This is a genomic window from Micromonospora sp. NPDC023966 (assembly GCF_040639095.1).
In the GTDB taxonomy this organism is placed as follows: Bacteria; Actinomycetota; Actinomycetes; order Mycobacteriales; family Micromonosporaceae; genus Micromonospora.
Genome location: NZ_JBEZZJ010000052.1, coordinates 1 through 14,090 on the forward strand (window position 1 = coordinate 1; position 14,090 = coordinate 14,090).

Sequence of the window (14,090 nt, forward strand, 5' to 3'; positions counted from 1 at the left end):
CGATCGCCTGCAGCACCATCGTCTTACCCGCCTTCGGCGGCGAGACGATCAGCGCCCGCTGGCCCTTGCCGATCGGCATCACCAGGTCGATGACCGGGGTGGTCAGCACGTTCGGTTCGGTCTCCAGCCGCAGCCGCTGGTGCGGGTGGACCGGCGTGAGCCGGTGGAACTCCGGGCGGCGGCGCGCCTGGTCGGGGGGCGTCCCGTTGACGGTGTCGAGCCGGACCAGCGACGCGTGCCGGCCCTTGCCGGGCGCGGCGGCGACCGCCCCCGTGACGAGGTCGCCGCGGCGCAGGCCGTAGCGGCGCACCTGCCCGGCGGTGAGGTGGGCGTCCGCGGCGGAGGGCAGGTAGCCGTCGACCCGAAGCAGCGCGTGGTCGTCGATCGTGTCGACGATGCCGCTCACGGGGAGCGGCGCGGAGGTGTCGGTCATCGAGTGCCTTTCGATCGGTGGCCGTCCCCGATGGGGACGGGTGGAGGGGGGATGGTTCAGCGGATGCGCGAGGCGGCGGGCTCGCGGCCGGAGCGCATGGGCGGGGCGATGGACTCACGGCACGAACGGCTCGCGGCACCAGGCATGCGAGGCCGGCGCGCCGAGAAGAGGCTGACCAGGACCACGCTGTGGGTGCTGTGGGCCGGGCGACCCATGACGGCGCTGCGGGAAGGGACGGCCGAGGCCGGTCCGGCGGAGGCCCGTGCCGGGTGTCGGGCCGCCAGGGCCGGCGAGCCGACGGTGGGCCGCGTGCTGACGACCGGATCGGCGAGGCGCCGGACGGGCTGCCGCGTGCGAGGAAAGGCGGATTCCGGGTGGCGCTGCGCGCCGGCATCCGGATCCGTCGCCAGGTTAACCCGGAACACCGCCACCGGCAAGCGGATCACGGCCGGTTCGGCCGGAACCGGGGCCGGCGTTACAGTGAGGGACGCACCGACCGGGAAGGCCCGCACCGTGACTGCTACGACCGTGGTCGACCAGGTCCACCTGGGCGACCACGTCTGTTGGACGCACGACGACGAGAGCGGCGCTCTCGATGCCGTCGGCCGCTTCGCCGCCGCCGGCCTGCGCCTCGGTCACAAGGTCGTCTGCTTCACCGAGACCTCGCCGCCGCAGGCGGTGCGCGCCCGGGTCGACGCCGTCGGCGTGCCGACCGAGGCCGCCGTGGCGGCCGGCCGGCTGCGCATCGTGCCCGCCGTGGAGGTCTACCCGACCGGCGAGCGGCCGGCTCCGGAGACGATGGTCGCCACCGTGGCCGACGAGGTCGACCGCGCGCGGCAGGAGGGCTACCCGGGGATCCGGCTGGCCGGTGACATGGCGTGGGTGCTGCGCAGCGGCACCACCCTGGACGACCTGCGCCGCTACGAGACCGCGCTCAACCCGCTCTTCCTGGACGGGCGGGTCGCCGGCCTGTGCCTGTACGACCGGCGGCGCTTCCCGGTGGACGGGATGCGCGCCCTCGCCGCCGCCCATCCGGGCACGGCCGGGCCGCAGAACGCGCGGACCTGGGCGCCGCTACTGCGGGCGTACCGGACGATCGACCCGCCGGGGTTGCGGCTGGTGGGGCAGGTGGACCGGAGCAACCGGGAGGCGTTCACCGCGGTGCTGGAGAACGTGACGGCCGACGAGCGGACGGCGGGACGACCGCCGGTGGTGGATGTCTCCGACCTGAGCTTCGTCGACGTGGGCGCCGCCACCGCGATTGTCCGGGCCGACCGGGCCAGCGCCACCGGCATCCGGCTGGTCGGGTGCCGGCCCGCCCTGCGCCGGCTGCTGCACCTGCTCGACGACATGTCGACGGAGCACCCGGCGTGAGCGCACCCACCGACCCGACACCGGCCGGCTTCCGTCACGAACTGGCGTTCTACACCGACGCCGCGAGCCTGCTCGCGGTCACCGTGCCGTTCGTCCAGGAGGGACTCGCCGCGGGTGAGCCGGTGCTGGTGGCCACGCCCGGCCCTCAGCTCGCGCTGATCCGCGCGGCGCTCGGCACGGCCGGCGACGCCGTCGGATGGGCCGACATGACCGAGGCGGGGCGCAACCCCGGCCGCATCATCCCGCTGGTGCTGCAGGCGTTCGCCGACCGGCATCCCGATCGGCGGTTCCGGATCATCGGCGAGCCGATCTGGGCCGGCCGCACCGCCGAGGAGTACCGGGCCGCCGCCCAGCACGAGGCCGCGATCAACTGGGCCTTCGCGGGCCGTGCGGGGAGCATCCTCTGCCCCTACGACGCGGGCCGGCTCGACCCCGGCGTGCTCGCCGAGGCCCGCTGCACGCACCCGCTGCTGATCGACGGCTCCGGGTGCCGCCGCATCGCCGGCTACGCCCCGGTCGAGGTCACCGAGCGGCACAACAAGCCGCTGCCCGCTCCGCCCGAGCGGGCCGCGGTGCTCCGCTACGACCTGGCGACGTTGCCGCAGGTCCGGCGGTTCGTCGCCGACCAGGCGGCGTCCGCCGGGCTGGCCGCCCACCGGGTGGCCGACCTGCAGATCGCGGTCACCGAGCTGGCCACGAACAGCGTGGCGCACGCCGGGGGTGCCGGCACCCTCGAGGCGTGGTGCACGGACCGGCACCTGGTGTGCGAGGTCCACGACGACGGCTGGCTGGCCGACCCGCTCGCCGGGCGGCTCGCCCCGGCGCACGACGGCATCGGCGGGCGGGGGCTGGTCATCGTGCACGCGCTGTGCGACCTGGTGCTGGTGCACACCACCGCGGCCGGCACCACGTTCCGGCTGCACATGCTGAGGGAGGGCCCATGACGGGAACGGAACCGGCGCTGCGGGCGGTCGGCCGGGTCGAGTCGCCGTTGACCGACCCGGCGGCGGCGCCGAAGCAGGGCGACGAGGGCGCGCCGCAGGCGTCGCTGGTCTTCGACGAGGCGTACGCCCCGGCGCTGGCCGGGCTGCGGCCCGGCGCGGACGTGCTGGTGCTGACCTGGTTGGACCAGGCCCGGCGGGACGTGCTCGCGGTGCACCCGCGCGGCGACGTGTCGCGGCCGGAGACCGGCGTGTTCGCCACCCGCTCGCCGCACCGGCCCAATCCGATCGGGCTGCACCGGGTGCGGGTGCTCGACGTGGACGGCGTACGGCTGCGGGTCGCCGACCTGGAGGCGGTCGACGGCACTCCCGTACTCGACGTCAAGCCGGTGCTCGACGGCGAGCGCTGAGGCCGGCGCCGCCCGGCCGGGCCGCTGACCCGGCCGGGCGATCGGCTCAGTGCCCGCGGGCGATCCACTCGTCCAGGTGGGGCGCCTCGGCGGCGATGCTGGTGTCGTCGCCGTGTCCGGTGTGGACCACGGTCTGCGGCGGCAGGGTGAGCAGCCGGGTGCGGATCGACTCGACGATCGTGCCGAAGTCGCTGAAGGAGCGGCCGGTGGCGCCGGGACCGCCGGCGAAGAGGGTGTCCCCGGTGAAGACCGCGCCGAGGTCGGGGGCGTACAGGCTGCACGCGCCCGGGCTGTGGCCGGGGGTGTGCAGCACCCGGAGCGTGGTGCCGCCGACCTCGACGGCCTGACCGTCGGTGAGGTCGCCGTCGGGCGGAGTGTCCGGGTGGACCAGGTCCCAGAGGACCCGGTCGGCCGGGTGCAGCAGCACCGGCGCGCCGGTGGCCCGGGTCAGTTCGGGCGCGACCCGGACGTGGTCGTCGTGGGCGTGGGTGGCCAGCACGGCGAGCACCCGGCGGTCGCCGATCATCGCGCGGATGGCGGCGACGTCGTGCGGGGCGTCGACGACCACGCACTCGGCGTCGTCGCCGATCACCCAGACGTTGTTGTCGACGTCGAAGGTCTGCCCGTCGAGGGAGAACGTGCCGGAGGTGACGGTGTGGTCGACGTGGGCCGTCACGGGAAGACCACCACCGACCGGAGCACGTCACCGTGGTGCATCCGGGTGAACGCCTCCTCGACCTGGTCGAGGGCGATCTCCTCGGTGACGAAGGCGTCCAGGTCGAGGCGGCCCTGCCGGTACAGCTCGGTGAGCATCGGGAAGTCGCGGCTGGGCAGGCAGTCGCCGTACCAGCTGGACTTGAGGGCGCCACCGCGGCCGAAGACGTCCAGCAGCGGCAGCTCGATCTTCATCTCCGGGGTGGGGACGCCGACCAGGACGACGGTGCCGGCCAGGTCGCGGGCGTAGAAGGCCTGCTTCCAGGTCTCCGGGCGGCCCACCGCCTCGATGACCACGTCGGCGCCGAACCCGCCGGTGGCGGCGCGGATCGCCTCGACCGGATCGTCCTCCGAGGCGTTGACGGTGTGCGTGGCGCCGAACTTCCGGGCCCAGTCGAGCTTCCGGGAGTCGGTGTCCACCGCGATGATGGTGGTCGCGCCGGCCAGGGCCGCGCCGGCCACCGCCGCGTCGCCGACCCCGCCGCAGCCGATCACCGCCACCGAGTCGCCCCGGGTCACGCCGCCGGTGTTCATGGCCGCGCCGAGACCGGCCATCACGCCACAGCCGAGCAGCCCGACAGCGGCGGGCCGGGCGGACGGGTCGACCTTGGTGCACTGGCCGGCGTGCACGAGGGTCTTCTCGGCGAACGCGCCGATGCCCAGGGCGGGCGCGAGCTCGGTGCCGTCGGTCAGCGTCATCCTCTGCGCGGCGTTGTGGGTGTTGAAGCAGTGCCACGGGCGGCCCCGCCGGCAGGCGCGGCACTGCCCGCAGACGGCCCGCCAGTTGAGCACCACGAAGTCGCCGGGGGCCACGTCGGTGACGCCCTCCCCCACCTGCTCCACGATGCCGGCGGCCTCGTGGCCCAGCAGGAACGGGTAGTCGTCGTTGATGCCGCCCTCGCGGTAGTGCAGGTCGGTGTGGCACACCCCGCAGGACTGGACGCGGACCACCGCCTCGCCCGGCCCCGGGTCGGGCACCACGATGGTGGTGACCTCCACCGGCGCGCCCTTGCGCAACGACACGACTCCCCGGACTTCCTGACCCACGGTGCCTCCTTCGTTCGCGACTGCGGGGCTCGCCGACCCGGCTCACTCCTCGCGCTGACCGGGCCTCCGTCGTTCGTCCCCGGACGAACCTACCGCCGATCTTCACCGGCGGCCCACCGCCGACCGGCGGGTTATCCCGCGCGTCGGCGGGTACGCGGGGGCCCGGTTCTCCGGCACCGACGGGAGTGATCATGAAGTTGACCCATGCGCCGCTGCGGATCGTCATCGGCGCGTTCATCCTGAATTCCGGGCTCTCCAAGCGGTCCCTGGAGGGCGAGGCCGCCGCCGGTATGCACGGCATGGCGGTCGGGGCGATCCCGCAGTTGCAGCAGTTCGAGCCGGACCGGTTCGCCAAGCTGCTCTCCCGCGGCGAGATCGCCCTGGGCGCCGCGCTGCTCATCCCGTTCGTGCCGTCGCTGCTGGCCGGCGCGGCGCTCACCGCCTTCGGCGCCGGGCTGGTGCAGCTCTACCTCAAGACGCCCGGGATGCGGGAGGCGAACAGCCTGAAGCCGTCCCAGGCGGGCACCGTGCTGGCCAAGGACAGCTGGCTGGTCGCTGCCGGGCTGACCCTGGTGCTGGACTCGGTCACCCACCGGAGCCGGTTCCACTGACCGGTCGGTGCGCGGCTCAGGCGGGCGCCGCGACGGCGACGGCGGCGCGTTCGGCGGCGTACCGGCGGCGGGCGGCGTTGCGGTAGCGCAGCACCTGCACCGCGCCCAGCCCCCAGAGCAGGTACTGCACGGCGAACGCCCAGCGGAACGCGGACAGCGGCGGCGTGCTCCGGCCGGCCGGGGTGGCCAGGTCGAGCACCACGCCGACCGCCAGGATCAGCAGGATCGAGGCGACGAACCCGCCGACGTTGACGATGCCGGTTGCGCTGCCGATCCGGTGCACCGGGTTGAAGGTGCGCGCGTAGTCGAAGCCGATCACCGAGCCCGGGCCGTTGACCGCGAGGACGACCACCAGCGCCACCAGCAGCCCGTGCGGGGCGCGTCCGGGCCAGGCCAGCACCACCGCCCAGACGGCGGCGGTGCCGGCGGTGATGGCGAAGACCACCGCCGAGCGGTGGAACGGGTGCCGGGCGCACAGGTGCGCGATGACCGGGCCGCAGACCAGGGTCACCACCGTCATGAGGGTGAGCAGGGCGGCCGCCGCGGTGGGCGAGAAGCCCTGGCCCTGCACCAGGAAGGGGTAACCCCAGAGCAGGGCGAACACCGAGCCGGAGAACTGGGTGACGAAGTGCGTCCAGAGACCCAGCCGGGTGCCGGGCTGGGCCCAGGCGTCGGCGAGCTGCCGGCGTACGGTGCTCAGGCCGGGCGCGAGCGCGGTCGTGTGCCCGGCGTGCGGGGTGTCCCGGACCGCGACGAGCACCAGCAGCAGCACGGTCGCGCCCAGCGCGGCCGCGGTCAGGAACGCGGGCGTCCAGCCGGTGTGGTGCAGCAGCGCCACCAGGGGTACGGCGCCGAGCACCGCGCCGAGCTGCCCGACCGTGCCGGTGAGCTGCACGAGCAGCGGGTTGCGCCGGCCGGGGAACCAGAACGCCACGATCCGCAGCACGCTGATGAAGGTCATCGCGTCGCCAAGGCCGACCAGCACCCGGGCGGCGACGGCGAGCCGGACGTCGGTGGCCACGGCGAAGCAGAGCTGCCCGGCCACCATGAGCGCGCCGCCGGCCAGCAGCAGCCGGCGCGAGCCGAACCGGTCGAGCAGCACCCCGACCGGGACCTGCATGGCCGCGTAGACGGCGAGCTGGGCGACGCTGAAGGTGGCCAGGGCGGCGGCGTTGATGTGGAAGCGCTCCGCCGCGTCGACCCCGGTGACGCCGAGCGAGCTGCGGTGGAAGACCGCGGTCACGTACGCGGTGAGGGCCACCGCGAAGACCAGGGCGGCGGAGCGGCGCGGGGCGACCGTCGGGCTGGCGGCGCTCACCGGAGCGTCCGCAGCACGGTCGCGGCGTTGTCGATGTGGGCGCCGACCGCGTCGAGCCAGGCCCCCGGGTCGTCGCCGTCGAGGGCGGCGAGCTGGCCGGCGTGCTCGGTGAGGGCCACCTCGGCCCAGCCCGGCGAGAGCCGGAAGCTGGCCTCGCCCATCCGCAGTTGCCGGTCGCGCAGCCGGTGGTAGAGCTCGGCGAGGATCTCGTTGCCGGCCGCCTCCACCACGGTGGCGTGGAACGCCCGGTCGGCGGCCATCAGCGCGGTGACGTCACCCTCGGCGTGCGCCCGCCGCATCTCGTCGAGCCAGCGGGCCAGGTCGCCGCGGATGGCGGCGCGACGCGGCCAGACCTGCTCGGCGGCGTGCAACTCCACCAGGCGGCGGGCCTCGATGACGTCGGCGATCTCCCGGGCCGAGACCGGCCGGATCAGCGCCCCGCGCTTGGGGTAGAGCTTGACCAGGCCCTCGGCCTCCAGGCGCAGCAGCGCCTCCCGGACCGGGGTCCGGGACACCCCGGTCGCCTCGGCGATCTCGCCCTCGCTGATCAGCAGCCCGCCCGGGTAGACCTGCTCCAGAACGGCCCGCTTGAGGTGCTGGTAGGCCCGCTCGGCGGCGGAGGGCCCGGCCGTCCGCCCACCGGACACCGGGGTGGGATGCGTCATGTATCTATGGTGCGCCCCGGCCGGTGGGGCACCGGCGCCGCACGCCACGAACGTGGCCCGGGCCACGTCAGCGCAGCGTGAGCGCGCCGTCGGGGGCGCGGGTGAAGCGGGTGCCGGAGGGCCGGCCGAGGGCGTCGAGGAGGTCGGCGAGCCAGCCGGCCTCGGCGGGCGTGGCGGGTTGCAGGCGCATCCGGCGCATCCGGACCGGAATGAGGCGCAGCCGCCGCAGCTCGCCGGTGGCGGCGTCGAGGGTGGGCAGGTGCAGCAGTCGCAGCTCCGGCCGGTACGCCTCCTGCCCGCCGATCCCCTCGTAGTCGTCGATCAGGTCGCCGCAGCCGTAGAGGATGAGCCGGCCCCGGTAGCGCTCGACCGGCCGGGGATGGTGGGAGGAGTGCCCGTACACCACGTGCACCCCGGCGTCGACCAGCGCGTGCGCGAACTCGACGTGTTCGTCCGGCACCTCGTGACCCCAGTTGCTCCCCCAGTGCACCGAGACCACGACCAGGTCCGTCGGCCGCGCGGTCCAGGCGATCCGCTCGGCGAGCACGCCGGCCGTCGCCGCGGACACCTCCGGCAGGTACGCGACCCCGGGCCGGCCGTCCCCCGCCGCCCACTGCGGGAAGACCCCGCTGGACGCCGCGCCCACCGACCAGACCAGCAGCCGGCGGTCGCCGGCCAGCGCCACGGTGGCGGGTCGCCACGCCTCCTCGGCATCCCGGCCGGCGCCGGCGGTCCGGATACCCGCGCTCCGCAACGCGTCCAGGGTGTCGGCCAGCCCGGTGGGGCCGAAGTCCAGCACGTGGTTGTTGCCGAGGGCGCAGACATCGAGCCGGGCGGCCGTGAGGCAGGGCAGGTTCGCGGGGTGCATCCGGTAGTGGATGCCCTTGCCGGGGGCGTACTCGCCGCGGGCGGTCACGGCCGTCTCCAGGTTGACGATCCGCGCGTCCGGACGTTCCGCGTCGAGCAGCCGCAGCGCGTCGCCCCACGGCCACTCGGGCGGGGCCGGGCGCGGCACCGAGTCGGCCGCCGACTCGGCCAGCGCGACGTACCGGCGGGCGTCGGTGACCAGCTCCTCCCGCAGCGCGGGCGACCCCGGGTGCGGCAGGATCTGGTCCACGCCCCGCCCGGTCATCACGTCGCCGGCGAGGAAGAGCGTCACCTCGGCCATGCCGCGGTGTTCCCGCCGTGCGCCGCGCCACGCGTGAGTCCGGCCGGCCGGGGTACCAGGGCCGCCATGACGACGGACGTGACGATCGTGGTGGCCACCCGCAACCGGCGGGAGCAGCTTTTCGCCCTGCTGCCCCGGCACACCGCCCCGGTGATCGTGGTGGACAACGGCTCCGACGACGGGACCCCGGCCGCCGTCGCCCGGGAGTTCCCCCGGGTGCGCGTGGTGGAGCTGGGCCGCAACGCGGGCGCCGGGGCCGCCCGCAACGTCGGGGTGGGGCTGGCCCGCACGCCGTACGTGGCGTTCGCCGACGACGACTCGTACTGGGCGCCGGGCGCGCTCGACCGGGCGGCCGCGCTGCTGCGCCGGCATCCGCGTACCGCGCTGCTCACCGGGGAGGTGCGGGTCGGTGCGGCGGCCCGGCGGGACCCGGTCTCGGCCGCGATGGCCCGGGCGCCGCTGGGCGCCGAGCCGGGCGCGCCGGGGCCGACCGTGCTCGGCTTCCTGGCCTGCGCGGTGGTGCTGCGCCGCGACGCGTACCGGCAGGTGGGCGGCTTCGCCGAACGGCTCGGCACGTACGGCGAGGAGGCGCTGCTGGCGATGGACCTGGCGGCGGCGGGCTGGAACCTCGCGTACGTGCCGGAGCTGGTGGCCCACCACCTGCCGGTGCCGACCCGGCGCGACCCGCGGGCCCGGCGGCGGGTGGAGGCGCGCAACCGGGTGCTCACCGCGGCGCTGCGCCGGCCGGGGTCGGTGCTGCGCGCGGTGGTCGCCGAGGCGTGGCGGGACCCCGCCGGGCGGGCCGGCCTGCGCGACGCCGCCCGGCAGGCCGGCTGGGCGCTGCGGCACCGGCGGCGGCTGCCGGCCGGCCTGGAGACCGCGCTCGTCACGCTGGCCCGGGCCGAGGCCGTGGCACCTCTTTCCGCCGGAGTTCCCGAGCCGCTCGGGTCCGCGGCCGCCTGAGCTGGTTATCGTGTGGGCGCAGCTGACCGGCCGGCGCCGAGGAGCACCGATTTGACCACCACCGCGTCCTTCCGCGCCTGGTACCGGCCGATGCGGGCCCGCCGGCGAGACGAGAAGCACCGGTCCGCCACCCCGCTGGAGCTGTTCTTCGACCTCTGCTTCGTGGTGGCGGTGGCGCAGGCCTCCACGGGGCTGCACCACGACGTGACGGAGGGGCACCTCGCGCACGGCCTCGTCGGCTACCTGAGCGTGTTCTTCGCGATCTGGTGGGCCTGGGTGAACTTCACCTGGTTCGCCTCCGCCTACGACACCGATGACGACGTCTACCGGCTGACCGTCCTGGTGCAGATCGCCGGGGCGCTGATCCTCGCCGCCGGCGTGCCCCGCGCCTTCGGGGAGGGCGACTTCACCACGATCACCTACGGCTACGTGGTGATGCGGCTGGCCGCCATGGTCAACTGGCTGCGGGCGGCCGCCGGCGACCCGGCGCACCGGACCACCGCCCTGACGTTCGCGGTCGGGGTGGCCGTGGTGCAGCTCGGCTGGCTGCTCCGGCTCCTCCTGCCGACCGGCTGGCTTTTGCCCTCGTTCGTGGTTCTGGTCCTCGCCGACCTGCTGGTCCCGGTGCTCGGCGAGCGGCACGGACAGACCACCTGGCACCCGCGGCACATCTCCGAGCGGTACCAGCTGTTCACGCTGATCGTGCTCGGCGAGGTGGTGCTCTCCACCTCGGTGGCAATCCAGCGCGGGGTGGACGCGGGCAACGAGAAGCTGTGGGTGCTGGCGGCGGCCGGCATGGTGATCGTCTTCGCGATCTGGTGGCTCTACTTCGACCGGCCCAACCCGCTGCCGCCCGCGTCACTGCCCGGCGCGCTGTCCTGGGGCTACGGCCACTACTTCGTCTTCGCCTCGATCGCCGCGGTCGGCGCCGGGCTGGCCGTGGCGATCGACCACGACCTGCACACCGGGCACGCCTCCGGCCGGGTCGCCGGCTACGCGGTCGCCGTGCCGGTCGCGATCTACCTGATCGCCCTCTGGGCGCTGCACCTGCCCGCCAAGCGCGGCCTCGGGCGGGTGCTGTTCCCCGCCGCGGCGGCGCTGGTGCTGATGGCGCCGTGGCTGGCCGCCCCGGTCGAGGTGATCGCCGGGGTGCTGGTGGTCCTGGTGGCCGTCACGCTGGTCATGCGGCACCGGGCCGCGACCAGAACCTCCTGACCAGCGCCTCGAACTCCGCGGCCCGCTCGATCTGCGGCATGTGCCCGGTGTCGGGGAACAGGTGGCTCTGCGCCTTCGGCAGCCGGCTCCGGGCGTACGCCAGGTGGGCGGCCGGCAGGATCAGGTCCCGGTCGCCCCAGACGACCAGGGTGGGCAGGTCGAGCGCGGCCACCGCGTCGAGCAGTTCGGTACGCCACTCGGGGCGTACCCCGCGCCAGGTGCCGAGGTCGCGGACCAGTTCCAGCATCACCCGGGCGGCGTGCGGCTGCCGGGCCGCCGCCAGCGCGGTGGCGATCCGCGCCTCGGTGACGTACGCCGGATCGTGGAAGATGGCCCGCTCGGTGCGGCGGGCGATCGCCGGGTGCGGGCGCAGCAGCAGCCGGGCCAGGGGCCGCACGGCGAGCAGCCGCAGCGCGGCGGTCACCTCCCGGCCGAAACCGGCGCTGTTGACCAGCACCAGGCTCGCCGCCCGCTCCGGCGCGTCGGCGGCGAGCCGCATGGCCACCGCCCCGCCGAGGGAGTTGCCGACCAGGTGCACCGGGCCGGTGACCCCGGCGGCGTCCAGGAAGCCCGCGACGGCCGCGGCCAGGGCCGGCAGCGTGTGCGGGTCGTCCAGCGGCGCGGAGCCGCCGTGCCCGGGCAGGTCCATGGCGAGCACCCGGTGGTCGCCGGCCAGCGCCGCGTGCAGGGCGGTGAAGTCCTCCAGCGTCCGGCCGATGCCGTGCAGCAGCACGACCGGCGGTCCGTCGCCGGCGATCCGGCAGCGCATCCGCCGCCCGGCGACACTCAGCTCGTCGGCGGGCGGCAGGGCGAGGGTCACGCCGGCCGTCCCGGGTCCGACGGGACCGGCTCGGCGGCGGGTCGCGGGGCCGGCACCCGGGCCGGGCGCGGTCGCATCCCCAGGGCCAGCAGCTTCCCGTACCCGGCGGGGGCGACCCGGGCCAGCAGGTCGGGCAGCTTCGCCGACCAGCCGATGAGGACCCGGCCGCGGCGGCGCTCGACCCCGCGCAGGATCACCTCGGCGGCCGTCGCCGGGTCGATGGAGAGCAGCTTCTCGAACTGCTTCCGGCCGGCCTCGTACTCCTCCAGGGAAACGCCGCTGCCCACCCGGGCGCTGGCCGCGATCCGGGTGCGGATGCCGCCCGGGTGCACCGACGTGACCCCGATCCCGTCGTCGACGAGTTCGTGCCGCAGCGCCTCGGTGAAGCCGCGCACGGCGAACTTGCTGGCCGAGTAGGCGGCCTGCCCGGCGGGCGCGATCAGCCCGAAGAGGCTGGAGACGTTGACCAGGTGGGCGCCGGGCTCGGCCTTCAGCGCGGGCAGCAGCGCGTGGGTCAGCCGTACCACCGCCCGGAAGTTGATCTCGATGACCCAGAGGAACTCGTCCAGGGTGACCTGGTCGAACCGGCCGCCCAGCGCCACCCCGGCGTTGTTGACCAGCAGCCGGATCCGCGGGTGCGCGCGGTGGATCTCGGCGGCCACCCGGTCGGTGGCGTCGGCGTCGGCGAGGTCGACCAGGTGGGTCTCGATCCGCCGGTCGGGGTGCGCGGCGCGGATCGCGGCGACCACCGCTTCCAGCCGCTCGGCGTCCCGGTCGAGCAGGACCAGGTCGGCGCCGCGCCGGGCCAGCCCGTGCGCCAGGGCCTCACCGATGCCGCTGGCCGCGCCGGTCAGCACCGCGGTGCCACCGGGGAAGACGAAGTCACGCATGACGCTCCTCGGGGGTCAGGCGACGGGCGCGGGACGGTCGGCGACGGTGGCGGGGGTGCCCGCGCGGGAGAAGCGCACACCGGAGTCGGTCAGCCGGCCGTGCCGCATCAGCAGCACGTCGCGGGGGTAGTTCTGGTGCAGTCGCCACGGCGCCGTGGGGCCCTGCTTGGGCAGCTGGTCGACGGCGCGCAGCACGTATCCGGACTGCAGGTCGATGATCGGCACCAGGTCGGTGGCGTCCGGGGCGAGCGGGGTGACGATCTGCTGGCCGGTGTCGTCGAGGTGGCGCAGCAGCCGGCAGACGTACGTGGCGACCAGGTCGGCCTTGAGCGTCCAGGAGGCGTTGGTGTAGCCGATGGTCATCGCGAAGTTCGGCACCCCGGAGAGCATCATGCCCTTGTAGGCGACGGTCGAGGCGAGGTCGACCTCGGTGCCGTCCACGGCCAGGGTCATCCCGCCGAGCGCGAGCAGGTTGAGGCCGGTGGCGGTGACCACGACGTCGGCGGGCAGTTCCGCGCCGGAGGTGAGCCGGATGCCCCGCTCGGTGAACGTGTCGATGGTGTCGGTGACCACCGCGGCCTTCCCGGCGTGGAGCGCGGCGAACAGGTCACCGTCTGGCACCACGCAGAGCCGCTGGTCCCAGGGGTTGTAGCGGGGCGAGAAGTGCCGGTCGACGTCGTAGCCGACCGGGAGCTTGCCCTTGGCGGCCCGGCGGAGGAACTTCTTCACCAGGCCCGGGGCGCGCCGGCTGAGCTGGAAGTTGGCCACCCCGAGCGCCACGTTCTTCCAGCGGGTCACCGCGTACGCGGCCTTCGCCGGGAGCCAGCGCCGCGCCGCGTCGGCGAGCGGGTCGCGCGAGGGCAGCGAGATGACGTACGTGGGTGAGCGCTGGAGCATGGTGACGTGGCCGGCCCGCTCGGCCAGGGCCGGGACCAGGGTGACCGCGGTGGCGCCGCTGCCGATCACCACCACCCGCTTGCCGGCGTAGTCGAGGTCCTCGGGCCAGTGCTGCGGGTGCGCCAGCCGGCCGGCGTACCGCTCGACGCCCGGGAACTCCGGCGTGTAGCCCTCGTCGTAGCGGTAGTAGCCCGAATTGACGAACAGGAACGCGCAGGTCAGGACGACGTCCTCGCCGGTGTCGTCGCGGTGGGCGTGCACCGTCCAGCGGGCGGTGGCGCTGTCCCACTCGGCGCGGAGCACCCGGTGGTGGAAGCCGATGTGCTGCTGCACCCCGTGCTCGCGGGCGGTCTCCCGGACGTACTCCCGGATGGCGTCGCCGTCGGCGATCGCCTTCGGGTTGGTCCACGGCTTGAACGAGTAGCCGAGGGTGAACATGTCGGAGTCGGAGCGGATGCCCGGGTAGCGGAACAGGTCCCAGGTGCCGCCGACGGCGCCCCGGGCCTCCAGCACCGCGTAGGTCTTGCCCGGGCACTCGCGTTGCAGGTGGACGGCGGCGCCGACGCCGGAGAGCCCGGCACCGACGATGAGGACGTCGACGTGGTCGGAGGCCATGGCATCTCC

At 75.1% G+C, this 14,090-nt stretch carries 14 protein-coding genes and 1 pseudogene; 6 read left to right on the plus strand and 9 right to left on the minus strand.

The window, feature by feature from the left end; genetic code table 11:
* Positions 1–412 (minus strand): annotated as a pseudogene (locus AB0F68_RS33465) (transcription termination factor Rho); the annotation flags it as partial.
* Positions 413–946: 534 nt separating this feature from the next.
* On the opposite strand from AB0F68_RS33465, the gene AB0F68_RS33470 reads away from it, so the two are divergent.
* The 3 genes from AB0F68_RS33470 to tsaA are packed head-to-tail and all read left to right on the plus strand — an operon-like array spanning position 947 to position 3,158.
* On the plus strand, positions 947–1,807 hold the full coding sequence (locus AB0F68_RS33470; RefSeq protein WP_357345585.1) for an MEDS domain-containing protein: 861 nt from the start codon (positions 947–949) through the stop codon (positions 1,805–1,807).
* Positions 1,804–2,751 carry a sensor histidine kinase gene (locus AB0F68_RS33475; protein WP_357345587.1) on the plus strand — a complete coding sequence of 316 codons (948 nt, stop codon included), beginning with the start codon at positions 1,804–1,806 and terminating at the stop codon, positions 2,749–2,751. Before AB0F68_RS33470 ends, AB0F68_RS33475 begins: the two co-directional genes overlap by 4 nt.
* Entirely contained in the window at positions 2,748–3,158 is a 411-nt protein-coding gene (gene tsaA / locus AB0F68_RS33480) for a tRNA (N6-threonylcarbamoyladenosine(37)-N6)-methyltransferase TrmO (RefSeq protein ID WP_357345589.1), read from the plus strand. Before AB0F68_RS33475 ends, tsaA begins: the two co-directional genes overlap by 4 nt.
* Before the next feature lie 46 nt (positions 3,159–3,204).
* Here the strand turns inward: tsaA and AB0F68_RS33485 are convergent, their stop codons facing one another.
* Positions 3,205–3,834: an MBL fold metallo-hydrolase gene (locus AB0F68_RS33485; protein WP_357345591.1), complete on the minus strand. Its 630-nt coding sequence runs from the start codon at positions 3,832–3,834 to the stop codon at positions 3,205–3,207.
* Positions 3,831–4,919: an S-(hydroxymethyl)mycothiol dehydrogenase gene (locus AB0F68_RS33490; protein WP_357345593.1), complete on the minus strand. Its 1,089-nt coding sequence runs from the start codon at positions 4,917–4,919 to the stop codon at positions 3,831–3,833. Before AB0F68_RS33490 ends, AB0F68_RS33485 begins: the two co-directional genes overlap by 4 nt.
* A gap of 191 nt (positions 4,920–5,110) precedes the next feature.
* Here AB0F68_RS33490 and AB0F68_RS33495 point away from each other — a divergent pair, with 191 nt between their 5' ends.
* Positions 5,111–5,530: a hypothetical protein gene (locus AB0F68_RS33495; RefSeq protein ID WP_357345595.1), complete on the plus strand. Its 420-nt coding sequence runs from the start codon at positions 5,111–5,113 to the stop codon at positions 5,528–5,530.
* A 16-nt stretch (positions 5,531–5,546) separates the two neighbouring features.
* Here the strand turns inward: AB0F68_RS33495 and AB0F68_RS33500 are convergent, their stop codons facing one another.
* The 3 genes from AB0F68_RS33500 to AB0F68_RS33510 all read right to left on the minus strand — a co-directional run bounded on the left by AB0F68_RS33500 (position 5,547) and on the right by AB0F68_RS33510 (position 8,681).
* Positions 5,547–6,848 (minus strand): MFS transporter, encoded by a 1,302-nt coding sequence (locus AB0F68_RS33500; RefSeq protein WP_357345597.1) that lies wholly within the window; start codon positions 6,846–6,848, stop codon positions 5,547–5,549.
* On the minus strand, positions 6,845–7,513 hold the full coding sequence (locus AB0F68_RS33505) for a GntR family transcriptional regulator (RefSeq protein WP_357345598.1): 669 nt from the start codon (positions 7,511–7,513) through the stop codon (positions 6,845–6,847). Before AB0F68_RS33505 ends, AB0F68_RS33500 begins: the two co-directional genes overlap by 4 nt.
* A gap of 67 nt (positions 7,514–7,580) precedes the next feature.
* On the minus strand, positions 7,581–8,681 hold the full coding sequence (locus AB0F68_RS33510) for a CapA family protein (RefSeq protein WP_357345600.1): 1,101 nt from the start codon (positions 8,679–8,681) through the stop codon (positions 7,581–7,583).
* A gap of 66 nt (positions 8,682–8,747) precedes the next feature.
* Between AB0F68_RS33510 and AB0F68_RS33515 the strand changes: the two genes are divergently transcribed.
* Positions 8,748–9,644 carry a glycosyltransferase gene (locus AB0F68_RS33515; RefSeq protein WP_357345602.1) on the plus strand — a complete coding sequence of 299 codons (897 nt, stop codon included), beginning with the start codon at positions 8,748–8,750 and terminating at the stop codon, positions 9,642–9,644.
* Positions 9,645–9,695: 51 nt separating this feature from the next.
* On the plus strand, positions 9,696–10,859 hold the full coding sequence (locus tag AB0F68_RS33520) for a low temperature requirement protein A (RefSeq protein ID WP_357345604.1): 1,164 nt from the start codon (positions 9,696–9,698) through the stop codon (positions 10,857–10,859).
* Here AB0F68_RS33520 and AB0F68_RS33525 read toward each other — a convergent pair.
* The 3 genes from AB0F68_RS33525 to AB0F68_RS33535 are packed head-to-tail and all read right to left on the minus strand — an operon-like array spanning position 10,825 to position 14,081.
* Positions 10,825–11,679, minus strand: coding sequence for an alpha/beta fold hydrolase (locus tag AB0F68_RS33525; RefSeq protein ID WP_357345606.1), 855 nt, complete (start codon positions 11,677–11,679; stop codon positions 10,825–10,827). The genes AB0F68_RS33520 and AB0F68_RS33525 overlap by 35 nt on opposite strands.
* Entirely contained in the window at positions 11,676–12,569 is an 894-nt protein-coding gene (locus AB0F68_RS33530) for an SDR family oxidoreductase (RefSeq protein WP_357345608.1), read from the minus strand. The genes AB0F68_RS33525 and AB0F68_RS33530 overlap by 4 nt, the downstream gene beginning before the upstream one ends.
* A gap of 15 nt (positions 12,570–12,584) precedes the next feature.
* Positions 12,585–14,081, minus strand: a complete 1,497-nt coding sequence (locus tag AB0F68_RS33535; protein ID WP_357345612.1) for an NAD(P)/FAD-dependent oxidoreductase — start codon at positions 14,079–14,081, stop codon at positions 12,585–12,587.
* Between the last annotated feature and the right edge of the window lie 9 nt (positions 14,082–14,090).